This window comes from Coprococcus intestinalis (assembly GCF_023656595.1).
GTDB classification, from domain to species: Bacteria; Bacillota; Clostridia; order Lachnospirales; family Lachnospiraceae; genus Coprococcus_A; species Coprococcus_A intestinihominis.
Genome location: NZ_JAMOKJ010000023.1, coordinates 1 through 23,722 on the forward strand (window position 1 = coordinate 1; position 23,722 = coordinate 23,722).

Consider the following 23,722-nt stretch of genomic DNA (forward strand, 5'->3'; position numbering starts at 1 on the left):
TAACTGGGGAAAAATGAATCGCGGGGCACGCGAGGATAGCTTGTAGATACTTGGCTCAGTAGAGCCATTGAGCAAGAAGCCCCCACTTCAAAATCTGTGATTTAAGTGGTGGGAGCATGTCACCTAATGCTCCAGAAAGGACACAAATGCGGCTTTTTTGTCGATTTTTTTGCCAACAAGAGCGACACCCTTACCCATGGTAAAAGCAGCCAGCACAGTGCCGATGCCGAGGCCGGATATATGGCCGAGGAAGAAGAATGTCATGCAGGCTGTGATGATCAGGCAGGTCACGTCGTAGCTGATTTTTATTTTAGAATAGGGTTTGCCTGTGATATCTTCCATTTCCCGTGGGAACAAATCGGTTGGTGTGATTGGCAGTTTGCAGCGGTTGGAAAGGGCAATGCCGAAACACAAAATCAGATAACTTAATATAAAGTAAGCAACTCGAAGGGGAATACTCAATGGAAGATGGTCAACCCAGAGTTCATTGATATCCATCATTTCACCGAAGCAAAACCCGACAACAAAGCTGAACAAATAAGCAGGGACGAATTTGCGGCGAAGTATCATGAGTACACAGACAAGAAGACCCTGAAAGATATACGTCCATGTGCCAAGAGAAAGCGTTGGTAATACTAGATTAAAAGCATAGGGAACGCTTGAAATAGCCGAAATACCGGAACCGGAATGGAGCATCAGCAGAACGCCGATACTGTTGATGATGACGGCCAGTACAAGAACCAGTTCACCTCGCAGTACGGGTCTATGATCATTAGTTGTCAAAAAAATCACTCTTTTCTGAAATACTTTAAAATAGAAAGTGCCATAAGCACCAGAGCAATTATAAACCTATTTTACTGCGTTATCAAGATGAAATTTAATCGATTGTTTTTAACGAATGCTGTAAGAAAAGTTAGGTTGTAGTTACTCTCAAAATGTGGTACAACAATAGTATGAACGCTTAAGCGAAGTTCCGCTTGTAAATTGAGATGGCAAAAAGACTGGTTCTGATATGCTGATGAAAAGGCGACAGTGGGAAGGAAAGGAAAAGGGGATATGAAGAAAATTCTTGTTGTGGGGAGCTTGAATATGGATATGGTGCTTTCAGTGGATCATCATCCGGTGCCGGGAGAGACGATCATCGGCGATGGCATTACTTATCATCCGGGTGGCAAAGGGGCCAATCAGGCTTATGCAGTTGGCAAGTTGGGCGGCGATGTGCGAATCATTGGCTGTGTCGGATGGGATAATAATGGCATGATTTTGACGGAGAATTTAGCCCAGGCAGGTGTGGACACAACGGCAATTAATCGTATGCCGGAGGCACCGACGGGTATGGCGATCATAGATGTGGACAAGAAGGGCGACAACAGTATTATTGTTATTTCCGGAGCCAATGCATGCCTGACACCGGATCTGCTTCGCAAACAAAAGGCGTCTGTGGAATGGAGCGATTTTATTATGACACAGTTGGAGACGCCAATCGACACGGTGCTTGAACTGGCCAGAATGGCCAAAAAGGCAGATAAATGCATGATTCTCGATCCATCACCGGCCAGAGCGGATCTGCCGGATGAGTTATTTCCTTTAATTGATATTATGAAACCGAATGAGAAAGAATTGAGTATACTGACAGGTATGCCGACAGAAACAGATGAAGAGATCAAGGCGGCAGCAGATGCACTGCTTGAAAAAGGTGTTTCTAAGGTTGTGGTTACCCTTGGAGCAAGAGGTGCCATGCTGGCCGATGGCAATGAGAAGCTTTTCTTTGAGGCAAAGCCGGTTGTACCTGTGGATACAACGGCGGCCGGAGCTGCATTTACTGCTGCAATGGTCAATGGACTGGCACAGGAAATGGGAATGATACAGGCCATTCGCATGGCCAACGGTGTGGCATCGATTGTTGTTACACGCCATGGGGCACAGGCTTCGATTCCTGACAGGGATGAAATCGATGACCTGATATGGAACTATTAATTCTCAGTAAGTGCAGTTAATTTTTCCGGATGGATGAGTTCGATGGTGCCACGGGCTAGTCGGATCCAACCTTCATTTTGAAAGTAGCGAAGCATACGGGTGACCACTTCTCTGGCCGTTCCCATGTGATTGGCAATTTTTTCATGAGTGATTTTCAGGTGGTTGGTTTTTTCAATGTCGCTTTCTTGAATTAGGAATTCAGCCAGCCGCTTATCAAAGCTTTTCCATATGATCTGTTCCATCAGCCACATGACATCAGAAAAACGGCTGCTGAGAATTTCATTTGTATAATTGGCCAGAGCAGCGGACGCTTCCATGACGGATTTATAGACATTAGGCGGGATCAGCCAGAAATCCGTATCTTTTTCGGCTTCGATGATGGTGTCGAACTGGATATTCGGCATCATGCAGGAGGCGGAGAACAGACACAGATCTCTTTCAAACAGGCGGAAAAGTGTGATTTCCCTGCCTTCCTCAGATATCATATAGGCGCGCAGCTGGCCGGAATGAATGAGCAGAACGCCAACACAGTCAAGGGAACCATTGTGAATGATGGTTCCTTTTTTTGCATGTTCATAACGGACAGCGTATTCAAGCTGTTCCTGCTGTCCGGCAGTTAATTTATTCCAAACGGGAAAAAACTCCTGAAAATCTTTTTCTTTTGAAATCAAAATATATCCTCCTAGTTTTTGAGGAGCTGACAAATTGTCAGCTTCATCAAGAGATAGATGACTTTCCTGAATACATAGCAAAAGTTGTTTTCAGTATAAAGAAATTTATGATGGAAGTCAATGAACTTTGGTGACAAAGTCACGGAAGGATTTCCGATAAAAGGTTATACTACAGACATAAGAAACAGATAAGACATGAACGATAAGAAAAGGAGATTTGATAGAGGATGAGAGAATTTAATAAAAGAACTTTGGATGAATATGTTGCGGAAGGCAAAACAGTTTTAGTGGAATTTAGTGCACCATGGTGCGTGTACTGCAGAAGGCTGGCACCGGCTATGGAGAAGATTGCAGAGGAATATAAAGATATCCTGACAGTTGGCTCAGTGAATATTGATAATGAGCAGGAATTGGCAAGACAGGAACGGATTGAAGTTGTGCCGACACTGGTGCTTTACAAAAACGGACAAGCTGTAGATTCTATTGTGGGGCCGGGTTCGAAGGCGGCAGTCGAGGACTTTATACGAAAGAACAGCTGAGGTCGGAATATGAGCAAAATATTATGATATGACAGAAATTCGGAAAATGTATTTAGAAATCATCGGATAGTGCGGTATAGAATGGAGGAACGGAATGAGACATTTATATGATGTGATTATTATCGGCGGCGGTCCGGGCGGTTATACGGCAGCACTGTATGCCGCCAGAGCTGGTCTGGATACACTGGTACTTGAGAAGCTATCAGCGGGCGGACAGATGGCCCTGACAACACAGATTGATAATTATCCCGGTTTTGAGGCGGGCATTGATGGTTTCACGCTGGGAGAAAAAATGCAGCAGGGGGCAGAGCGCTTTGGGGCAAAAACAGAAATCGTTGAAGTGGATGGCGTTCATTTGCAGGGGCCTGTAAAGACGGTGCATACCAATGAAGGAATTTTTGAGGCAAAAACAGTGATTCTGGCTATGGGGGCTCATCCGAGAAAACTGGGTATTCCGGACGAAGCGCGATTGGTCGGTCATGGCCTGCATTATTGTGCTGCCTGTGACGGCATGTTTTATAAAGATAAAACAGTGGTTGTTGTGGGCGGCGGCAACAGCGCGGCTGCGGATGCACTGCTTTTGTCCAGAATCTGTAAAAAAGTTATTCTTGTTCATCGGAGAGATGAGCTGCGGGCAACCAAAATTTATCATCAGCCCTTGATGCAGGCGGAAAATGTTGAATTTCAGTGGAATCAGACGGTTGAGAGTGTTCTTGAAAGTATAGTGGCGGATGAGGGTCATGATGGTCGGCAGGGACGGCGTTTCGAGGGAGAGAGAAATAATACACGGATAACAGGCATAAAACTAAAAAATGTGAAAAATGGCGAAGAGCAAGAAATCGCTTGCGATGGTGTATTTGTCAGTGTAGGTCGTGTACCGGCAACACGCATGATTGAGACACAGATTGCCTTGGATGAGAAGGGTTATATCATTGCAGACGAGTCCACAAAAACCAATCTTCCGGGAGTGTTTGCAGTGGGCGATATCCGGACGAAGGCGTTGCGTCAGATTGTGACAGCCACTGCGGATGGCGCCAATGCGGCGTATGCTGTGGAGGAATATCTGGCGAATAAATAGGAACCCCAGAGAAATAAAGACTTTAAACTGCTATACTGGATAAAAGGTGTAGCAGTTTTTTTTATGATTTTGTGTAGATTTTTCCAGATTCTAAGCGTATAATAAACATGCTTTGCGTGTAAAAACGGATGTAGATAGAGAGAGGAAAGAATTTAATGGAAAAATTAAAACCAATGTTGTGGTCCGTGATGAAGGGCTACACAAAAGAACAGCTGGTTAAAGATATTGTGGCTGGCATTATTGTGGCAATCATTGCACTGCCGTTGTCGATTGCCCTGGCCCTGGCTTCAGGGGTGACGCCTGAGCGCGGTATTTATACGGCAATTACAGCCGGATTTGTTATTTCATTTCTTGGCGGAAGCCGTGTGCAGATTGCAGGACCGACAGCCGCATTTGCGACAATTGTTGCCGGCATAGCCGCGGAGAATGGTATAGAAGGACTGGCACTGGCAACGGTGATGGCCGGTATTATCCTGATCATTATGGGTGTCTGTCGAATGGGAAGCCTGATCAAATATATTCCATATACGATCACGACAGGTTTTACAGCCGGTATTGCCGTTACGATTTTTATTGGGCAGATTAAAGATTTTCTTGGTCTGACAGTTGTTTCGGAAGAACCGCTGATTGAGACAATGGACAAATTAGTGGGGGATATTCGTTTTATCAGCACCATTAATGTGCAGGCAGTCATCGTTGGTGCGGTATGTCTGGCGATTCTGATTGTCTGGCCGATGATCAATGAGACGATTCCGCCGTCACTTCTGGCAGTTATCGCCGGTATTGCCATGGTGAAAGGTTTACATATGCCGGTGAATACAATCGGTGATTTATATACAATTTCCAATGCGCTGCCTGCATTGACAGTTCCGGTGTTTAATTTTGATATGGTACAGAAACTGCTTCCGGATGCATTTACCATTGCCATCCTGGCTGCGATCGAATCCTTATTGTCATGTGTCGTTGCAGATGGTATGATTAATTCAAAGCATCGTTCCAATACAGAACTGGTAGCCCAGGGCGCGGGCAATATCGTTTCTGCGTTATTTGGCGGTATCCCTGCCACAGGTGCCATTGCCCGTACAGCAGCCAATATCAAGAATGGCGGACGTACACCGATTGCAGGTATGGTTCATGCAGTTGTACTTCTGTTGATTCTTGTTGTGCTGATGCCTTATGCGGCACTGATTCCGATGCCGACGATTGCAGCGATTTTGTTTATGGTAGCCTATAATATGAGCGGTTGGCGTAAATTTGTATATTTGCTGAAAACAGCGCCAAAGAGTGATATAATAGTGCTTGTATTGACTTTTGGTCTGACAGTTGTATTTGATCTTGTTGTTGCCATTGAGGTTAATGTGGTACTTGCTGCAATGCTGTTTATGAAGCGCATGAGTGAGGAGACGGCTGTTGAAGGCTGGAAGTATGTTGAAAGTGATGACGATGATCCTGACAGTATTAACTTGAGGGATGTAGCCAAAAATATTCGTGTTTATGAGTTAAGTGGTCCGTTATTCTTCGGTGCTGCCGATAAGATTGCTGAGATTCATGCGAAAGATTTCAATAATTGTCTGATTTTGCGTATGCGAAGCGTGAATGCTATTGATGCAACAGCGATGCATGCACTGGAACTGCTTTGGGAGAAATGTCAGAAGAAGAATGTGACGCTGATCTTTTCTCATGTGAATGAACAGCCGATGTCAGCGATGAAGAAGTCGGGACTTTATGATAAGGTCGGTGCTGAAAACTTCTGTGAGCATATTGATGACGCACTGGAAAGAGGCGCTGAGCTGGGAGAATCCCGACAGTAAAAGCCGATATTTGTCTATGCTTGTCATTATTGGGTGCAGCTGGAAAACTTGCGGCTGAATAATGACCGGAAATTTATTAAGAAAAGGATGGGGCAGAAATGGGAAAATTAATAATACCTGAAAATTACCGTTCTTGCCTGAGTAGTTATGAGACTCAGGAAGCAATCGGTATGATTAAAATCCTGATGCAGAAGAAATTATGTATGGCGTTAAAGCTGAAACGTGTGACAGCACCGTTATTTGTTGATCCGGCTTCCGGTTTGAACGATGATCTGAACGGCGTGGAGCGACCGGTATCTTTTGATATTCCGGATGCACATATGGAAGCCCAGGTTGTACATTCTCTTGCAAAATGGAAGCGTATGGCACTTTATAATTATGATTTTCCTGTAGGCAAAGGTCTGCTGTGTGATATGAATGCTATTCGTCGTGACGAAGAACTGGACAATCTGCATTCCGCTTATGTGGATCAGTGGGACTGGGAAAAAGTTATCACAGAAGAGGATAGAAACTTCGATTATCTGATGACCACTGTGAAACGTATTGTGGAATCCATCTGCAATACCCTGGATGAAGTGAAATATCAGTATGAACATCTGCATACAGAGCTTTGCAGAGAAGTTTCCTTTATCACATCTCAGGAACTGGAAGATATGTATCCGGATCTGACACCGAAGGAAAGAGAGAATGCCTATGCCAGAGAGAAGAAGACGATCTTTATTATGCAGATCGGTGATCTTCTGAAATCCGGCGAACGCCATGACGGACGTGCACCGGACTATGATGACTGGCAGTTAAATGGTGACCTGTTGTTCTGGCATGAACCATTACAGTGTGCACTGGAAGTATCTTCCATGGGTATCCGTGTTGATGCGAAGTCCCTTGATGAACAGCTGACTAAGGCCGGCTGTGATGAGAGACGTAAGCTACCGTTCCATCAGCTGCTGTTGTCCAACAGACTGCCGCTGACAATCGGCGGCGGTATCGGCCAGTCCAGAATCTGTATGCTGTTGCTTCAGAAAGCCCATGTGGGTGAAGTTCAGGCATCTGTCTGGGACAAAGAGACACTGCAGCAGTGTGAATCTGCCGGTATCGAAATTCTTTAATTAATAGACGAGATTGGCTTCAGGAACTTTGAAGTTCCAAACCATAAAAAATAACGTTCTGCACTCCGCTGCGCTTAGGCGCAGAAAGTCGTGCCAGAACGTTATTTTTTATGGTTTGGACTGGGAAGGCTGAGAGCCAATCTCTTTTATTTAAAATGAAAATCAAAATTTCGATACGCTGTAAAGTAAAAAGAAGAGGTTTTGGGGCAAAAAATGGCGATATATATAAATTGATGGATGATTTAATCTATTGTATAATGACAGTAAGTGATTGTTTGGATAAATATGATATAGTTGAGAAAAGAGGAGGGATTATGTGCCGTTATTAAAAGAAGAAAATTATACGATTGAAGATATTTATGCCTTGCCTGAAGGCGAAAGAGCAGAATTAATTGACGGTCAGATTTATTATATGGCTCCGCCCAGCAGAAAACATCAGGATATTTCAGGTGAACTATATGCGGATATTAAAAGTTATATCCGTTCTCATGGCGGAAACTGTAAGGTTTATGCGGCTCCTTTTGCGGTATATCTGGATGAAGCAACGAATACATATGTTGAGCCGGATATATCCGTTATCTGTAATCCTGATAAGTTAGATGACAAGGGGTGTACAGGGGCTCCGGATTGGATTATTGAGGTTGTTTCTCCGGCCAGCAGAAGAATGGATTATTATACGAAATTGTTTAAATACAGAACAGCCGGTGTTCGAGAATATTGGATTATTGATGCGGCAAAGAATCAGGTTGTGGTGTACGATTTCGTCAACGGCGATATGGCGCAGTATACATTGCAGGATTCTGTTAAAGCGGGGATTTATGAGGATTGCGTCATTGATTTTGGGAGTATGGATTTTTAAACAGGCGCATTTTGCGTATTGAGAAAGCTAAAGGAATTGAAACAAGTATGGTAAATCAGACAAAACAAGCTCTGGAGGCATCATTAAAGCACTTACTTTTACAGAAGCCTCTGGACAAAATTACAATCAGCGATCTGACGAAGGACTGCGGCATCAGCCGAATGGCGTTTTACTATCATTTTAAGGATATTTATGATTTGGTGGAATGGTCCTGCCTGGAAGATGCTACACGGGCATTGGCGGGCAAGAAGACTTACAGTACATGGACAGAAGGATTGCTGCAGATTTTTGAAGTTGTTTATGAGAACAAGCCGTTTATTATGAATGCCTACCGCTGTATCAGCAGGGAGCAGATTGAGAATTTTCTGTTTCAGTTGACGTCGGATTTGATCATGGGGGTTGTTAAAGAGCAGGAGCAGGCTGCGAATACGACGATACCTGATAAAGATAAGCGTTTTATTGCAGATTTTTATAAATACAGTTTTGTGGGTATTATGCTGGACTGGATTAAGCAGGGCATGAAAGAAGATTACGAGGAAATTGCCAGAATGATCGCGATCACGCTGCACGGCGGCATCGCGAATTCCATCAGGAACTTTACAAAAGCGGAGGAATGATAAGTTTTTTATCATTTCTCTTTTTTTGTAAATTGAAAAGAGACAAAATCGGTCATACTATATAGGCATCACTTAATAACAGATGAAAGACATCCAATATCGGTTGTACACGATACCAAACGCAACAGAGTGTCAATGTGCAGCTATTTGAAGAAAGGTGGTTATCTATATGGCTAAAAAGAAATTAACATTAGGTATGGCAGCGGCTGCGGCAGCGGGCACAGCGGTTTATGTGGCGAAGAAGTCTCAGGATAAGAAGAATCAGAACGGCACATCACAGAACGACATCCGGGATAAGGCAAATTCTGGTTGGTCATTGACACAGCATAAAATAAATTCAGGTTGGACATTTAATAAGAAAGACGACAAGAATTCAGCAGTCAACAATAGTTACCGCAATACAGAGCGCGGCAAATATGAGAAAAACAGCAAGGGCATTTATTATACCAATGGTAATTATGAAGCTTTTGCCAGACCGGAAAAGCCGGAGGGTGTGGAGGAAAAGCATGCCTATATCGTAGGCAGTGGTCTTGCTTCTCTGGCAGCGGCATGTTTCCTTGTTCGTGACGGACAGATGCCGGGAGAGCATATTCATATTCTTGAAGCTATGGACATTGCAGGCGGGGCCTGTGACGGTATCTTCGACCCGAGTCGTGGCTATATCATGCGTGGTGGTCGTGAAATGGAGAATCATTTCGAATGTTTATGGGATCTTTTCCATAGTATTCCATCCCTTGAAATTCCAGGTGCTTCGGTTCTGGATGAATTTTATTGGCTGAATAAGCATGATCCGAACTATTCGCTTTGCAGAGCAACGGTGAATCGGGGCAAAGATGCCCATACAGATGGAAAATTTAATCTCAGCCAGAAGGGCTGCATGGAAATCATGAAGTTGTTCATGACGAAGGATGAAGACCTTTACGATAAAACCATTGAGGATGTTTTCGATGATGAAGTCTTCAATTCAACATTCTGGATGTACTGGCGCACCATGTTTGCTTTCGAAAACTGGCATAGCGCACTGGAAATGAAGCTGTATTTCCAGAGATTTATTCATCATATTGCCGGTCTGCCGGATTTCAGTGCTTTGAAATTCACAAGATACAATCAGTATGAATCTCTGATCCTGCCAATGCAGAAATATCTTGAAGATGCCGGGGTTGATTTCCAGTTTAATACAGAAGTGACGAATGTTGTCTTCAAGTTTGAGAATGGAAAGAAGATTGCGTCTCTGATCGAGTGCAAAGTCAATGGCAAGGAAAACGGCATTATGCTGACAGAAAACGACCTTGTATTTGTTACAAACGGCAGCTGTACAGAGGGAACGATTTACGGCGATCAGAATCATGCGCCGAATGGTGATGCGGAAGTCAGAACAAGCGGTGTCTGGAGCCTCTGGAAAAATATTGCCAGACAGGACCCGTCCTTCGGACATCCGGAGAAATTCTGCTCAGATGTGGCCAAGACAAACTGGGAGTCCGTAACTGTCACAACACTGGATGATAAGATTATTCCTTATATTACCAACATCTGCAAACGTGATCCGAGAACAGGCAATGTCGTTACAGGAGGCATCGTCAGCTGTCAGGATTCCAGTTGGCTTCTGAGCTGGACCATTAACAGACAGGGACAGTTTAAAGAGCAGGACAAAGATAAAGTCTGCGTATGGGTGTATGGTCTGTTTACAGATGTACCGGGTGATTTTGTTAAGAAACCGATGAAGGATTGTACAGGTAAGGAAATCACCGCAGAATGGCTGTATCATCTGGGTGTGCCGGAAGATCAGATTATGGATCTGGCAGAAAACAGTGCCGTTTGTGTGCCGACCATGATGCCTTATATCACTGCATTCTTTATGCCGAGAGCAAAAGGTGACAGACCGGATGTTATCCCGGATGGCTGCGTGAACTTTGCATTCCTTGGACAGTTTGCAGAAACACCGAGAGATACGGTTTTCACCACAGAATATTCCGTACGTACAGCGATGGAAGCCGTGTATGGACTGCTGGGTGTAGACAGAGGTGTACCGGAGGTCTGGGGCAGTGTTTATGATATCCGGGAACTGTTAGACAGCACCGTGAAACTCATGGATGGCAAATCGCCATTGGATATTGAGCTTCCAGGACCGCTGAATCTGTTGAAGAAGCCGCTTTTGAAGATGGTTCATGGAACGGTGGTTGAAAAAGTACTGGAAGACCATGATATTATCCGCAAATAGCGAATGATGTAATAAAAAAGGCTGTCGCTTAATGATTGAAAATCGTTAAGCGACAGTCCTTTTTGTAGGAGATTGTTTAATCTCGTTCTCTATAGTGATTGCAATCTTTTAATTCATCCGGGTCTTCCAGTGTATGATACCATGTGCAGCTCCATTTCCAGCTGCAGTCAGTAGGTTCACCGTATTCACAATCTTTACATCTTCCGTAGTTTTCCATAATTAATTCCTCCATTTAATTAAAATCATGTTTTTTGCAATTGTTTTGGGATTGCTTTGTTTTGATGATTTAAGTATATCAGAAGCCCTTTCGGGAGGTGTTCCCAGAGAGAGAAAAAATCAAGGTTAGATTTAATCTCTGTACTGGGCTTCAAAGCGTAATGTAACCATTGGTGTATGGGTGAAAGCCCCATAATTAAGTACCTTCAGCTCTGTGATATTGGTTGAAATCTGTGACCAGTTAAACTGGCAAAGCATTTCTCGCTTGACAGCTTCCGGTGTTGTAAAGCCTGTTGCCTGCTTTGTTTCAAAATGCATACATTCATAGGAACCATCCCCTCTGTCCTGAAATTCGCTGCCGAATGTGATGTTATTTTTCTTTAAATATACATCCTCAATCTGGAAAGAGACAGAGCAGGTGGAAGCGTTGATTTTTCTTACCATAACTAATACCTGAAGTTTCATCCAGGGACAGCGTTTGGCAATAAGGAATACAATCTGTTCCATCTGATTTAAGATTGAGCTGTAAGATCCTGTTCGGTTGACGGTGCAGTGTAAACGAGAATCTGTGTTGGTGTTTCCTTTTTTGTTAGCTGAAGGCTTGGTGTCGCTGTCTGCAAAAATAATAAAAATAATAATCGCTGCAATAATGATCCACATAAATATAATCTCCTTTTCTTTAAGTGCCTGTTTTCTTTTGATGTAATCAGTATATCAGAGGCCTTTAGGGGAGCCGTTCCCGGATGGTGAAAAAATCGCAGTCAGCATTTGGAGAAGGAGACGCCTTTTCGGGAGGTACTTTTTATCAGCAAATCTTAATGGGGACATAATTGAATAGACATGTTTAGTATGCTAAAATAATAGCGATCATGAAATACAAAGTGGGAGGATACTATTAAGAAAAGGAGCGTTACAGATGGGTAAAGTGCGTTTGAACGAAGATCGTGAAATCGTTGCGAGAGTCAAGGAAGGTTTGAAACGGAAAGAAGGTTACTGTCCGTGCAGACTGGAGATCAAACCGGAGTATAAGTGTATTTGTGATGAATTCAAAGCACAGATCCAGGATCCGGATTTTGAGGGCTATTGTCATTGTCATCTTTATTATAAAGAGAAATAATTGTCACCGTTGAGCCATTTGCAGATGAGATGGCAAATAACACTTGCCAGAACGGCAACAGTTAAGGATGTAAGAAAATCCATGACAGACACCGCCTTATAATTTAACCCCAAAAGGAGGTAAAACTTTGAAAGTTTTAGTTTATAGAAAATGCAGTACATGTCTGAAAGCTTTGAAATGGCTTGAGGTCAATCAGGTTGTTTTTGATGAAAGGCCGATTAAAGAGGAGCATCCGTCTTACGAGGAATTGAAAGCCTGGTATGAAATGAGTGGCCTGCCGCTGAAAAAATTCTTTAATACCAGTGGGATATTGTACAAACAAATGAATTTGAAGGACAAGCTGAAAGAAATGTCTGAGGATGAACAGCTGAAGCTTCTGGCAACAGATGGTATGCTGGTGAAGCGGCCGCTGGTCATTGGGGACGATTTCGTGCTGACGGGATTCAAAGAGAAAGAGTGGGAAGACAAAATCAATGGTTAGAGAAATTACAAAGGATATATTTTTTCTGGGCCAGAAATCAGAACCGGCGACAGTGGCTGATATCCAGATCGGCCGTGATTTGCAGGACACATTAAAAGCCCATCGTGCGGAATGTGTTGGCATGGCAGCAAACATGATAGGGATAAAAAAGAATGTCATTATTGTGAATATGGGAATTGTTGATTTGGTGATGTTTAATCCGGTATTATTGAAGAAAAGTGGTCCTTATGAGACGGAAGAGGGCTGTTTGTCCTTGACAGGTGTGAGGAAGACGACAAGATACAGAGAAATCGAAGTGGAGTACAGAGATATGAGCTGGACAGTGCGCCGCCAGAAACTCAGTGGTTGGACGGCACAAATCTGTCAGCATGAGATGGATCATTTAAAAGGAATTATTATTTAAATAGTACTAAAGATATTTGCTTACAGAAGAAAAGGCTGCCCGGTGGCAGCCTTTTGTGAGAGATTGTCTTAATCGCGTTCTTTATAGCGATTACAATCTCTGAGTTTATCCGGGTCTTCCAGTGTGTGATACCATGTACAGCTCCATTTCCAGCTGCAACCAGAAGCTTTTTTGGGGCGAGTCCCGGAGTGAGCAAAAATTGCAATTACGAGATGGAGGATCAATAGAGATATGGGAAAAGTAGTTTCGGTGATCGAATCATTTATTATGAAAGCACAGGTGAGATAATATAGATACGAATGAGACACAATGGGATAAATTGTTGAAAATAAAAACTTCGGGACGCGATGATTCACGTTCGGATCAGTACCGATACCCTTATGAGCCGACGCCGTATTCGGTGCTGGAGCGATTGGCAGGCAGTGGCTATATACGGAAAAGTAATTGCCTGTTGGATTATGGGTGCGGAAAAGGACGTGTGGACTTTTTTCTGTCCTACCAGACAAGATGTCGTTCCGTCGGTGTGGAATATGATAGCAGAATATATGAAACAGTCTTCGAAAACAAACGCCATGCCGTATCGGGCAGCCGGACGGAATTCGTCATGGGGAATGCTGAGAACTACGTTGTACCTGCAGAGGTGGACAGAGTATTTTTCTTCAATCCTTTTTCAGTAGAGATTCTTCGAAAAGTTCTGGCAAAAATTGAAGATTCCTACTATGAAAATCCCCGTGAGATACAGTTGTTCTTCTATTATCCGTCAGATGAGTATATCAGTGAACTGATGACGGTGGATATGCTTTTCTTTGTGGATGAGATAGACTGCCGGGACTTGTTTGATGGGGAGAATCCAAGGGAGCGGATTATGGTGTTCGCATATTAAGGAGCTTCTGAATAAAATTAATAGCATCGGGACAACTAAGTGAAGCCATACTTTGTATAATGAAAGTATACTTAGTTGTAAGATAGACTTATACAGAAGATTTTTTGTGAAGTCTATTGACATTATAGGAAATGGGTGTTATAGTACAAATAGAACAAAAAGCGTTGAAGAGGATACGGCTATGGTCGTGTCCTCTATTAACATGATGCGTTCAGAATAGAAGAAGTTCAGAAAGGTCTTATAAAGACGGAGGTGGACAGTGATGGCTAAGAGAGATTATTATGAAGTTCTTGGTATAGATAAAAAAGCAGACGACAAGGCGATTAAGCGTGCATATAGAAAACTGGCGAAGAAATATCATCCGGATACGAATCCGGGGGATAAGCAGGCAGAGCAGAAGTTTAAGGAAGTCACAGAAGCTTATAATGTTCTCGGTGATGAGAAGAAGAGAAAGCTGTATGACCAGTATGGTTTTGCAGCCTTTGAAGAAGGTGCAGCAGGCGGCGCATACGGCGGTGCAGGTGCAGGCAGCGGCTTTGGCGGTTTCCAGGGCGGTTTTGGTGGCAATGGCGGTTATCAGGAGTTCCATTTTAAGGGTGGACAGAACGGTAATATGGATGATATCTTCGGAGATATTTTCGGGGATATGTTCCATGGCAGAAGTAGCAGCGGTTTCGGCGGCCAGGGATTCAAGCAGAGCTATGGCAGCGGTTTTGGCGGCGGCAGTTTCAAGAGCAAGGGGCAGGATCTTCATGCAGAGATCAGGGTCAGCTTTGAAGATGCAGCCTTTGGCTGTGAGAAAGTGATTAATTTAAGCAGTGGGCAGGGTGCTCCGGCTCAGAGCCTGAAGGTGCGTGTACCGGCAGGCATTGAGGATGGCAAGAGTATCCGTCTTCGCGGCAAAGGTGGTCCGGGTATGAATGGCGGCGAAGCAGGCGATCTGCTTTTGAAGATCCACGTAGATGAGAAGCCGGGATATGAGCGGAAAGGCATGGATGTTTATACAACAATTTCCGTTCCGTTTACAACTGCTGTTTTTGGCGGTGAGGCCATTGTGAATACTCTGAAGGGCAGTGTGAAATGCAAGATTCCTGCCGGTATTCAGTCAGGCAGCAAGATTAGACTCCGTGGCAAAGGCATTGTTTCCATGAAGGATCCGTCTGTTCATGGTGATATGTATGCAGCTGTTCAGATTCAGGTTCCGCGTAATCTGAGCCCGGAAGCAAAGCAGAAACTCCGTGAGTTTGAGAAAATTGTTGCGGCATAAAATGCTTGAAGTGATAGACAGCAAATAATACGGTGTGCTGCAGAGTGAAACGGTAAATCGTAGTGCAAACAGAGTAAACGATTATAAAAACTATCGGATAAACTGTTGAATAAATGTTTCAGCAGCTTTATTTACAAAGTTTTCGAAGTCGGTCGGGTCGAATATCCTGACCGGCTCTTTTTTTATGTCCAGTGACAGATCGGCAGCAGCCAGTTTGCAGAACTGGCGATAGGCGGCAAAATCTGTCTCATTCACCGGCCATGGATGGATTGGTGAAGCAGGCATGGAAAGATGATATTTCTCAATAAGATGCGGACTCATCCGGATATAGTCACCGTAAAAATAATCTTTGGAGAAAAAGGTCATCACAGGCATCTGTTCCCCTGTTTGACGGATTTGGACAGAGACTGCCTTTAAAGATTCTGTTTCATCCAGTCCCTGTTCATTTAAAAAGCGGACAATAGATGGCAGATACTCGGTGAAATACAGATAATCCAGATGAAGATGGGCAAGATAGCCGATCAGCATCGGTTCTTTCAGGGTATTCGGATATGTTTTCTGCCATAAATTAAGATCTGGTGCGATCACCACATGGGAGAAATCAGACGGATGCCAGAAATGGGTCTTATATTTTAATGGACGTGGAATGGCATCGGGCAGGATACTTCCGATGGTGAAATCGTTCTGCCATCCGTGTATATGGGTAAACGGGTAATCAGCAGATGCCTCGCGCAGGTGTTGAGTGATGAGCTTGGCTTCAGTTAAATGAAAGATAATGCTTGGCATGGCAGTACTCCTTTTATAGAGATTGAGAACCCTGGCGTGTTTGGATTGGGATTTTAGCGGTTCACAATAGATATAAATAGAGTATAGCATATATTGGGCCAGTCTATCAAAGGCTTATCTGTAATCTCAGTAAGGTTTAAGTGTGATATAGGTAAATTTATTCAATGAGTGGCTAATATTGAAAGGATTTTTCAGTAAGAACTTACAAAATTGCATTGAAACAGATGAAAATGAGAATATTTTTCAATAAAACTAAAAAAGATAGTTGACACTAACCTTGCGAATGCGTATAATAACACTGTAAATGATAGCCGTTATCAATAAATACACCAGGTTCTGCATACATGGACCTGAATTAAAGGAGGAAACATGATGCCTTTAGCTTTATTAGGTGTAGGAGAGTCAGGTACGATCACAGATATCCGCGGCAAGGAAGATGTTATCCATCATCTGCATAATCTGGGATTTGCTGCCGGAACAGATGTTGAAGTTGTCGGCAATACAGATGCCGGCATGATTATTGCTGTCAAAGGTTCAAGAGTAGCCTTGAATCGTGGCATGGCATCCAAGATTACGGTGAATCGTTAATCGGATGTCTGTATAGATAGAATGCATGCGCATTCAGATAAGAGAGGAGACAAAGCCATGACACTTAGAAATGTAGGAGTCGGCCAGACTGTCACAGTTTCAAAGATTACAGGTGTAGGCGCTATTAAGAGACGTATCATGGATATGGGTCTGACAAAAGGCACATCCGTCTATGTTCGTAAAGTGGCACCGCTTGGTGATCCGATAGAAGTAACAGTCAGAGGATATGAATTATCTTTGCGTAAAGCTGACGCAGAGCTGATTGAGGTTCAGTAAATATTGAACCTTTTTTTAGGACATAAGGTTAGCTTAATCAAACCTTATCGTTTGTTTTAACTGTTCTAATTGTTGAAAATCTGGAGGTAAAAAAATGGCAATCAGAATTGCACTTGCCGGCAACCCAAACTGCGGTAAAACAACATTGTTCAACGCATTAACGGGTTCTAACCAGTTTGTAGGTAACTGGCCTGGCGTAACAGTTGAGAAAAAGGAAGGTAAATTAAAAGGTCATAAAGACGTTGTTATCACTGACCTTCCGGGTATTTATTCACTTTCTCCATATACACTTGAGGAAGTTGTAGCAAGAAATTATATTTTGAACGAGAAACCGGATGCGATCCTTAACATCGTTGATGGTACGAACCTTGAGCGTAATCTTTATCTGACAACACAGCTTATGGAACTTGGTATTCCGGTTATTATGGCCATCAACATGATGGACCTTGTCCAGAAGAATGGTGATAACATCAACATTCAGAAACTGAGTGAAGTATGCGGCTGTCCTGTATATGAGATTTCTGCTCTGAAGAATACAGGTATCAAGGAAGCATCCGATGCAGTTGTTAAGGCTGCTCAGTCCAAAGCTGTTCAGGGCACTGTACATAAGTTTAACAATAAAGTCGAAGGATATCTGAATGATATTGAAACACTTCTTGGTTCTGATGTTGCGGATGCTCAGAAGAGATTCTATGCAATTAAATTGTTTGAACGTGATGACAAGATTGCAGCTCAGATGAAGAGCGCACCAAATGTAGAAGCAATCATTTCCAAAGCCGAAAAGGAAATGGATGATGACTCAGAAAGTATCATCACAAATGAAAGATATGAATATATCGCAAGTATTATCGGCAGCTGCCTGAAGAAAAAACATGCGGGCGCAGATACAATTTCTGATAAGATTGACCGAATCGTTACAAACCGTATTCTGGCTCTGCCAATCTTCGCAGTGATCATGTTCCTTGTTTACTATATTTCCATGACAACAATCGGTGCTGCAGCAACAGACTGGACAAATGATAATCTGTTCGGTGATGGCTTCTTTATCGGCAGCGACGGCGGTTATGGTGATGCTGATAAAGCTTATGCAGGTGCTCTGGAAGTTGTAAATGGATTCATCAGTTACGAAGCAGATCAGGGTATGGATACAAGCGCTGTTGAAGCAGCCCTTGATTCTGAAGCAGATGATTATGATCCATCAGCAGCAGAAGCAGCAGTGAATGCATTTGTTGCTCAGGTAGATCCATCTACAGAGGCAACATATCTTGTAGAAGATGAAGAAACACTTGCAACAGAAGAAACAACTGCTTCTTATGCAGATCTGACAGATGCTGTCGCTGCTTTATCAGAAGCTGGTTATGAAGCTCCGGATCCGGCAGCATATGGCACATTTATCAGCAGTATTCCTGATGCAGTCAGCGGCCTGCTTGAAAATGCAAACTGTGCTGAATGGCTTCAGGGTCTGATCGTAGATGGTATTATCGCCGGTGTTGGTGCTGTCCTTGGTTTCGTACCTCAGATGCTTGTCCTGTTCTTCCTGCTGGCTATTCTTGAGTCCTGCGGTTACATGGCACGTATCGCCTTCATCATGGATAGAATTTTCCGTAAATTCGGTCTTTCCGGTAAATCCTTCATTCCTATTCTTGTTGGTACAGGTTGTGGTATCCCAGGTATCATGGCTTCCAGAACAATTGAGAATGAACGTGACCGTCGTATGACCATCATGACAACAACATTTATCCCTTGCGGTGCGAAGACACCTTTCATTGCGATGATCGCAGGTGCTGTATTCGGCGGTGCTGCATGGGTTGCAACAAGTGCATACTTCCTTGGTATGGCAGCAATTATCTGTTCAGGTATTATCCTGAAGAAGACAAAGATCTTCGCCGGAGATCCTGCTCCTTTTGTTATGGAGCTTCCGGCATACCATATTCCGACTCCGGGTGCTGTACTCAGAGCAACATGGGAACGTGGCTGGTCTTTCATTAAGAAAGCTGGTACAATTATTACATTATCAACAATCCTTGTTTGGTTCCTGTCCTATTTCGGTTGGGTAGACGGTGCATTTACAATGCTTGCGGAAGACCAGTTAGACAGCAGTATTCTTGCAAGAGTAGGTCATGCAATTGCATGGATCTTTGCACCACTTGGATTTGGTAACTGGCAGGCAACTGTAGCATCTGTTACAGGTCTTGTAGCAAAGGAAAACATCGTTGGTACACTGGGTATCCTTTATGGTGGCGGCGATGGTACAGTATATCAGGCAATGGCAGCTTCCTTTACACTTGTTTCCGGTTATGCATTCATGGCATTTAACCTGCTGTGTGCACCATGCTTCGCAGCAATGGGTGCTATCAAGCGTGAGATGAACAATGCAAAATGGTTCTGGATTGCAGTTGGTTATCAGTGCGGTTTCGCTTATCTTGTAGCCCTCGTTATCAACCAGATTGGTAACCTTGTTGCAAATCACACATTTGGTATCTTCACAGTTGTCGCTATCCTGGTAATCATTGGATTCTTCTATCTGCTGTTCCGTCCATACAAGGAAAGCAACACATTAGAAGTAAAAGGCAAAGCAGTAGCTTAAATTGATTTGAAAGGTCGGGCGAGTGCTTAATGGGAACTCTTATAGTAGGCGTTATACTGATAGTCATTGTCGCAGCGATTGTTCGCTCGATGATTAAAGATAAGAAAAATGGCAAGGGCTGTGGTGATTGCAGTCATTGTGGAGGTGGATGCGGTGGCGGCAGCAGCTGTTGCAAATAGAGACACGGAACAATATCATCGTGTCAGCAGAGAGAAGGAAGAAATTCTCTATTTACTGAGAAAACGTGGTTTTCGCGTGACAAAGCAAAGAGAGCTGATATTGGATATCGTGTTCGAGCATGAATGTGCCAGCTGTAAAGAGATTTATTATCAAGCCATTCAGCGTGATCCGGGTATCGGTATGGCAACGGTATACCGTATGGTCAATACACTGACGGATATCGGGGTGTTAAAGGTGGCAACACTGAAACCCCAGACCGCTTTAGGTTCAGGAAGCGGATGCCAGATTCTCTTGAAAAATCAAAATAAAATCGTCCTTAATCAGACGGAATGGACAGAAGTACTTCAAAATGTACTGCGCCGTAAAGGTTATAATTACAATGCGGCTGATGAAATTGTTGAAGTGACTATACAGTAGTCCTGATAAAAATAAATATTAATTCGTACACAAAAAGGAACTTCCGGTTTATGGTTTAAATCGGAAGTTCCTTTTTACTTTATCATGTTTATCATGTTTCATGATTGAGGAGCTTTTTGGCCATGTCAATCAGTTCATCACTGACAGCAAATTCCATTTGGACGTCCTTTACCTCAGGAACATTAGAAAGGATTTCGTTTTTCACTAGTTCCTCTGTTGTAATCCATGCTGAAGGACAATTAGAACACATGCCGGTAAATTTAAATTTGAGAATTCCATTTGAGAAAGATGTAATGGTCATATCACCGCCATGCCCCTGAAGGGCAGGGCGGATACGATCGGATACAACTTGCTGAATCTTGTTCAGTGTATTCAAAGGGAGGACCTCCGATCATCAATCTTTAATGTGAGCAATGTGCTTTGCCATTGCTTTCTTAGCAGGCATATTGCTCTGTCTGGAAATCATAATTCTCTGAGCCTGTGGGCTGCCTGCACCATGCATAGATTCTGTCAGATAACCGACAGCAGCGGTACCAAGGGTCAGATTTTCGATAAGACGCATAATCTTGAAACGATCCATAACATCTACCTTTGCAGGGCCTGCAAGGTATTTGCGGATAACAGGACCGACTACAGGATGATCCATATCCTTTTCGGAAGGCAGTGTAACCATCAGGCCGCCTGCGATATCCTGTGCAAGACGTGCGATTTCATATGGGAAACGGGTAACATTCTGTTTGCAGACATTGGCCAGCATCAGATCAATCAGGTAGTTGCCGGATTCTGTTGGCTGACCTTCGGCTGAACAGGCAATACCGCAGCAGTAAAGAGTTTCATTCAGATGAATCATTTCAATCAGTTTATCTTTGATATGAGAAGCTTTTTCAACGCCGTTATACTCTGAAGCAAGGGCTGTAGCACCAATGAGGACATCGCCGACACCGACTTTACATCCGCCATAGCTCTGTCTGTGATAACCTGCAAAACGTTCAACGAGCATACCTGCAAATTCTGTTTCCCCATTCAGGAAAATACGGTCATTAGGGACAAAAACATTATCGAAGACTGTCAGTGCTTCCATACCACCGTATGTAGAATTGCCGAGATCAAGCTGGCATCCTTCAGTCTTTCTTGTATCACAGCTCTGACGGCCGACAATCATCATTAAACCTTCTGTGTCCAGAGGAACAGCAAAAGAAACGGCATAATCCTTGTCATCAGGTCCCATAGCGATGGTAGGCATGACAATCACTTCGTGAGAATTCAGAATACCTGTCTGATGTGCTTTTGCACCGCGGACAACGATACCGTCCGGACGGCGTTCAACAACATGCAGGAAAAGATCAGGGTCTGCCTGCTTGGATGGAGAAAGGCTTCTGTCACCTTTAGTATCTGTCATGGCGCCATCAACTGTCAGGTCGTTTTGCTGAACATAAGTAGCGAATTTAACAAAATTATCATGATAGTGTGTGCCGTATTTTTTATCTACTTCATATGTTGTGCTGTACACGGAATTGAAAGAATCCATGCCGACACAACGCTGGAAACAGGCTGCGGTCTTCTGACCAAGCAAACGCTGCATTTTAACTTTCTTAACAAGATCATCAGAACTCTGGTGAATATGTGTAAAACGGTTGATTTTCTCACCTGTAAGGTTTGAAGTCGCTGTCATCAGATCAGCATATTCAGGATTTTGTGCAAGGTCATAAGTTGCTTTGACTGAATTAACAGCCGGTTGAAGAATCGGATTACCTACCGGGTTGTCAATCTCTTCACCGAAAAGAAAGATTTTCATTTTGATTTTCTGCAGACTTCTTACGTATTCGTCTCCTGTCATTAATGGCATAATAAATTCCTCCCAAAAATTTAAAATGTGTAAATAGTTTAGAATCATGTATCCATTGATTAAATGTATCAATAGTACTTGATATTCTTAGTTATAAGCAAGATGCGTGCCAACATTGACAAAGAAAAAACAGCCCTGTTTTGCGGTATTCGTGGCAGGACTGTTTTATGTATATCTCAAAAATGAGAAAAAACGACAAATTGGAATCTCAAAAATGAGAAACTTCTCAAAAATAAGAACTACAGATTTTCAGAACGGGGATATTTTTCTTCAAGGTGCTTTTTCCTTCGGGACAGAGTTTTCAAATTCATATCCAGTTTTTCAGCTGTTTTTTCAAGGGTGCCGTATAAACTGCAGTACTCCCGGATATACTTCAGTTCGATCTGCTCAAGAATGGTTTTCAGCTGGATATTGCCAAGCTGGACATTATCTTTGATCAGACTGGATTCGCTGCTCCATAATTCGGCAGATGAAATAATATCTTCATCACTGAGAATAACCATCTTCTCAATGGTGTTCTTGAGCTCCCTGACATTTCCGGGCCAGTTATATTCTTCCAGCGTTTTGCAGGAGTAAGGACTCAGTGTTTTATGTGTTTTAAACTTGGCATTAAATTGATTAAGAAAATGTTGAGCCAGAGGGATGATGTCTTTTTTGCGCTCGCGAAGAGGAGGAATTTCCAGATTGACGACATTCAGGCGATAATAAAGGTCGGAACGGAATTCATTGGCATCAATCATTTCTTTCAGGTCGCGATTAGTGGCGGCAATGACGCGAACATCGATTTTGCGGGGCTGACTGGAACCGAGACGCATGATTTCATTTTCCTGAAGAGCGCGCAAAAGTTTCATTTGGACATTCATAGGCATTTCACCGATTTCATCAAGAAATAATGTACCGCCGTTGGCAACTTCAAAATAGCCGGGGCGGCCTTTGGAGAGGGCACCTGTAAAAGCGCCGCCTTCATAACCGAATAATTCACTTTCGATGAGATCCTTGGCAATGGCACCACAGTTGACGCTCAGCATCGGATTATCCCTGCGGGAGCTGTTCTGATGGATAAAGTGAGCCAGAAGTTCCTTGCCGGTTCCTGTTTCACCCTGAATGAGTACAGTGGTATCTTTGTCAGCTACTTTGGTGGCACTGTAAAGAATTTCGTACATTTTAGGATCATTGACCAGAAACTGGGAACGGTCAATGTTTTGCTGTGTCAGCGCACGGATTTTCTCTTTGTATTCGGACACCTGAACCATCTGTTCACTGAGCTGCTGACGGAGTTCTTCGATCATTTTGAAATCACGGGTATTGCTGATGACCATGATAATTTTGCCTTCGGGTGAAAATACAGGAGTACTGGTGATGTAAGCTTTACGCCCTGTTCTGAGAAAACTCTGTTCAATGGTTGCGGTTTTCCCTGTTTTCATAACAATCAGTGAAGCAGAATAATTGATTAGCGTAGATTCAAGGTCATGCATATTCTGACCGATAATCTCTTCACTGGTGATGCCGGACATTTCTTCATAGGACTTGTTGACTTTTAAAACATTACCTTCGCCATCTGTGATAAAGAAACCGTCCAGGGAATCCTGAAAAATTGTGTCCAGAGATTCATAAAGCTGTCGTGTATAGGAAAGTTCATCAGCCAGAGCCTGTGTACCTTGTTTTTTTAGCTGCTCTATGTTAAGCTGTTTGGTATATTTACTGAAATCAGGTGGTGTATTCAATATTTTTCCCTCCAGTAATCCTTATATTTAATAAAAAACTGCTTTTAGTATAGCATAAACGAGTACCTTTTAACA

General features: G+C 43.2%; 26 protein-coding genes. 18 read left to right on the forward strand and 8 right to left on the reverse strand.

From position 1 onward, the window contains the following. Positions 1 to 123: 123 nt before the first annotated feature. Positions 124 to 783, reverse strand: coding sequence for a DUF6198 family protein (locus NBH03_RS14015; protein ID WP_227081373.1), 660 nt, complete (start codon positions 781 to 783; stop codon positions 124 to 126). Positions 784 to 1,056: 273 nt separating this feature from the next. Between NBH03_RS14015 and rbsK the strand changes: the two genes are divergently transcribed. Further along, positions 1,057 to 1,977 (forward strand): ribokinase, encoded by a 921-nt coding sequence (rbsK, locus tag NBH03_RS14020; RefSeq protein WP_117540617.1) that lies wholly within the window; start codon positions 1,057 to 1,059, stop codon positions 1,975 to 1,977. Here the strand turns inward: rbsK and NBH03_RS14025 are convergent. Beyond that, positions 1,974 to 2,648: a Crp/Fnr family transcriptional regulator gene (locus NBH03_RS14025; RefSeq protein WP_250799945.1), complete on the reverse strand. Its 675-nt coding sequence runs from the start codon at positions 2,646 to 2,648 to the stop codon at positions 1,974 to 1,976. The genes rbsK and NBH03_RS14025 overlap by 4 nt on opposite strands. Positions 2,649 to 2,875: 227 nt before the next feature. On the opposite strand from NBH03_RS14025, the gene NBH03_RS14030 reads away from it, so the two are divergent. From NBH03_RS14030 to NBH03_RS14060, 7 genes are all read left to right on the forward strand, one after another. After that, positions 2,876 to 3,187 (forward strand): thioredoxin family protein, encoded by a 312-nt coding sequence (locus tag NBH03_RS14030; protein WP_227081371.1) that lies wholly within the window; start codon positions 2,876 to 2,878, stop codon positions 3,185 to 3,187. 94 nt (positions 3,188 to 3,281) lie between these two features. Then, positions 3,282 to 4,265 (forward strand): NAD(P)/FAD-dependent oxidoreductase, encoded by a 984-nt coding sequence (locus tag NBH03_RS14035; protein WP_250799946.1) that lies wholly within the window; start codon positions 3,282 to 3,284, stop codon positions 4,263 to 4,265. Positions 4,266 to 4,420: 155 nt separating this feature from the next. Further along, entirely contained in the window at positions 4,421 to 6,076 is a 1,656-nt protein-coding gene (locus NBH03_RS14040; RefSeq protein WP_250799947.1) for a SulP family inorganic anion transporter, read from the forward strand. A gap of 98 nt (positions 6,077 to 6,174) precedes the next feature. Then, a complete protein-coding gene (asnA, locus tag NBH03_RS14045) occupies positions 6,175 to 7,182 on the forward strand; it encodes an aspartate--ammonia ligase (RefSeq protein WP_250799948.1) in 1,008 nt (335 codons plus the stop codon). A gap of 316 nt (positions 7,183 to 7,498) precedes the next feature. Next, positions 7,499 to 8,041 carry a Uma2 family endonuclease gene (locus NBH03_RS14050; RefSeq protein WP_250799949.1) on the forward strand — a complete coding sequence of 181 codons (543 nt, stop codon included), beginning with the start codon at positions 7,499 to 7,501 and terminating at the stop codon, positions 8,039 to 8,041. 47 nt (positions 8,042 to 8,088) lie between these two features. Then, complete coding sequence (locus NBH03_RS14055) at positions 8,089 to 8,658, forward strand: TetR/AcrR family transcriptional regulator (RefSeq protein WP_015514871.1); 570 nt, start codon at positions 8,089 to 8,091, stop codon at positions 8,656 to 8,658. A 169-nt stretch (positions 8,659 to 8,827) separates the two neighbouring features. After that, the gene (locus tag NBH03_RS14060) at positions 8,828 to 10,876 is read left to right on the forward strand and encodes an oleate hydratase (RefSeq protein ID WP_250799950.1); all 2,049 of its coding nucleotides are present in this window, start codon (positions 8,828 to 8,830) and stop codon (positions 10,874 to 10,876) included. Positions 10,877 to 10,952: 76 nt separating this feature from the next. Here NBH03_RS14060 and NBH03_RS14065 read toward each other — a convergent pair whose 3' ends face one another. Together NBH03_RS14065 and NBH03_RS14070 are read right to left on the reverse strand one after the other, a co-directional pair. After that, positions 10,953 to 11,093 carry a hypothetical protein gene (locus tag NBH03_RS14065; RefSeq protein WP_015514873.1) on the reverse strand — a complete coding sequence of 47 codons (141 nt, stop codon included), beginning with the start codon at positions 11,091 to 11,093 and terminating at the stop codon, positions 10,953 to 10,955. 131 nt (positions 11,094 to 11,224) lie between these two features. Then, the gene (locus NBH03_RS14070) at positions 11,225 to 11,752 is read right to left on the reverse strand and encodes a hypothetical protein (RefSeq protein ID WP_250799951.1); all 528 of its coding nucleotides are present in this window, start codon (positions 11,750 to 11,752) and stop codon (positions 11,225 to 11,227) included. A 256-nt stretch (positions 11,753 to 12,008) separates the two neighbouring features. On the opposite strand from NBH03_RS14070, the gene NBH03_RS14075 reads away from it, so the two are divergent. The 5 genes from NBH03_RS14075 (at position 12,009) to NBH03_RS14095 (ending at position 15,243) form a co-directional block, all read left to right on the forward strand. Further along, positions 12,009 to 12,209, forward strand: a complete 201-nt coding sequence (locus NBH03_RS14075; protein WP_250799952.1) for a ferredoxin thioredoxin reductase catalytic beta chain — start codon at positions 12,009 to 12,011, stop codon at positions 12,207 to 12,209. 127 nt (positions 12,210 to 12,336) lie between these two features. Beyond that, positions 12,337 to 12,690, forward strand: a complete 354-nt coding sequence (locus NBH03_RS14080) for an arsenate reductase family protein (protein WP_215690415.1) — start codon at positions 12,337 to 12,339, stop codon at positions 12,688 to 12,690. After that, positions 12,683 to 13,093, forward strand: a complete 411-nt coding sequence (locus NBH03_RS14085) for a peptide deformylase (RefSeq protein WP_250799953.1) — start codon at positions 12,683 to 12,685, stop codon at positions 13,091 to 13,093. Before NBH03_RS14080 ends, NBH03_RS14085 begins: the two co-directional genes overlap by 8 nt. Before the next feature lie 322 nt (positions 13,094 to 13,415). Continuing rightward, complete coding sequence (locus NBH03_RS14090) at positions 13,416 to 13,976, forward strand: class I SAM-dependent methyltransferase (protein ID WP_284703472.1); 561 nt, start codon at positions 13,416 to 13,418, stop codon at positions 13,974 to 13,976. A gap of 262 nt (positions 13,977 to 14,238) precedes the next feature. Continuing rightward, positions 14,239 to 15,243, forward strand: coding sequence for a DnaJ C-terminal domain-containing protein (locus tag NBH03_RS14095; protein ID WP_250799954.1), 1,005 nt, complete (start codon positions 14,239 to 14,241; stop codon positions 15,241 to 15,243). Positions 15,244 to 15,333: 90 nt separating this feature from the next. Here the strand turns inward: NBH03_RS14095 and NBH03_RS14100 are convergent, their stop codons facing one another. Further along, positions 15,334 to 16,029, reverse strand: coding sequence for a hypothetical protein (locus NBH03_RS14100; protein ID WP_015514879.1), 696 nt, complete (start codon positions 16,027 to 16,029; stop codon positions 15,334 to 15,336). Positions 16,030 to 16,398: 369 nt separating this feature from the next. Between NBH03_RS14100 and NBH03_RS14105 the strand changes: the two genes are divergently transcribed. From NBH03_RS14105 to NBH03_RS14125, 5 genes are all read left to right on the forward strand, one after another. Further along, complete coding sequence (locus tag NBH03_RS14105) at positions 16,399 to 16,617, forward strand: FeoA family protein (protein ID WP_227081356.1); 219 nt, start codon at positions 16,399 to 16,401, stop codon at positions 16,615 to 16,617. Between the two features lie 57 nt (positions 16,618 to 16,674). Continuing rightward, positions 16,675 to 16,893, forward strand: a complete 219-nt coding sequence (locus NBH03_RS14110) for a FeoA family protein (RefSeq protein WP_015514881.1) — start codon at positions 16,675 to 16,677, stop codon at positions 16,891 to 16,893. 94 nt (positions 16,894 to 16,987) lie between these two features. After that, positions 16,988 to 19,480, forward strand: a complete 2,493-nt coding sequence (gene feoB, locus NBH03_RS14115) for a ferrous iron transport protein B (protein WP_250799955.1) — start codon at positions 16,988 to 16,990, stop codon at positions 19,478 to 19,480. Between the two features lie 29 nt (positions 19,481 to 19,509). Then, complete coding sequence (locus tag NBH03_RS16020) at positions 19,510 to 19,659, forward strand: FeoB-associated Cys-rich membrane protein (protein WP_117526484.1); 150 nt, start codon at positions 19,510 to 19,512, stop codon at positions 19,657 to 19,659. Further along, positions 19,589 to 20,077 carry a Fur family transcriptional regulator gene (locus tag NBH03_RS14125; protein WP_227081354.1) on the forward strand — a complete coding sequence of 163 codons (489 nt, stop codon included), beginning with the start codon at positions 19,589 to 19,591 and terminating at the stop codon, positions 20,075 to 20,077. Before NBH03_RS16020 ends, NBH03_RS14125 begins: the two co-directional genes overlap by 71 nt. A gap of 91 nt (positions 20,078 to 20,168) precedes the next feature. Here the strand turns inward: NBH03_RS14125 and NBH03_RS14130 are convergent, their stop codons facing one another. The 3 genes from NBH03_RS14130 to NBH03_RS14140 all read right to left on the reverse strand — a co-directional run bounded on the left by NBH03_RS14130 (position 20,169) and on the right by NBH03_RS14140 (position 23,647). Further along, positions 20,169 to 20,453, reverse strand: a complete 285-nt coding sequence (locus tag NBH03_RS14130; RefSeq protein ID WP_227081353.1) for a NifU family protein — start codon at positions 20,451 to 20,453, stop codon at positions 20,169 to 20,171. Positions 20,454 to 20,471: 18 nt separating this feature from the next. Then, a complete protein-coding gene (locus NBH03_RS14135) occupies positions 20,472 to 21,923 on the reverse strand; it encodes a 4-hydroxyphenylacetate 3-hydroxylase family protein (protein ID WP_215690408.1) in 1,452 nt (483 codons plus the stop codon). Positions 21,924 to 22,162: 239 nt separating this feature from the next. Further along, positions 22,163 to 23,647, reverse strand: a complete 1,485-nt coding sequence (locus NBH03_RS14140) for a sigma-54 interaction domain-containing protein (RefSeq protein ID WP_215690407.1) — start codon at positions 23,645 to 23,647, stop codon at positions 22,163 to 22,165. Between the last annotated feature and the right edge of the window lie 75 nt (positions 23,648 to 23,722).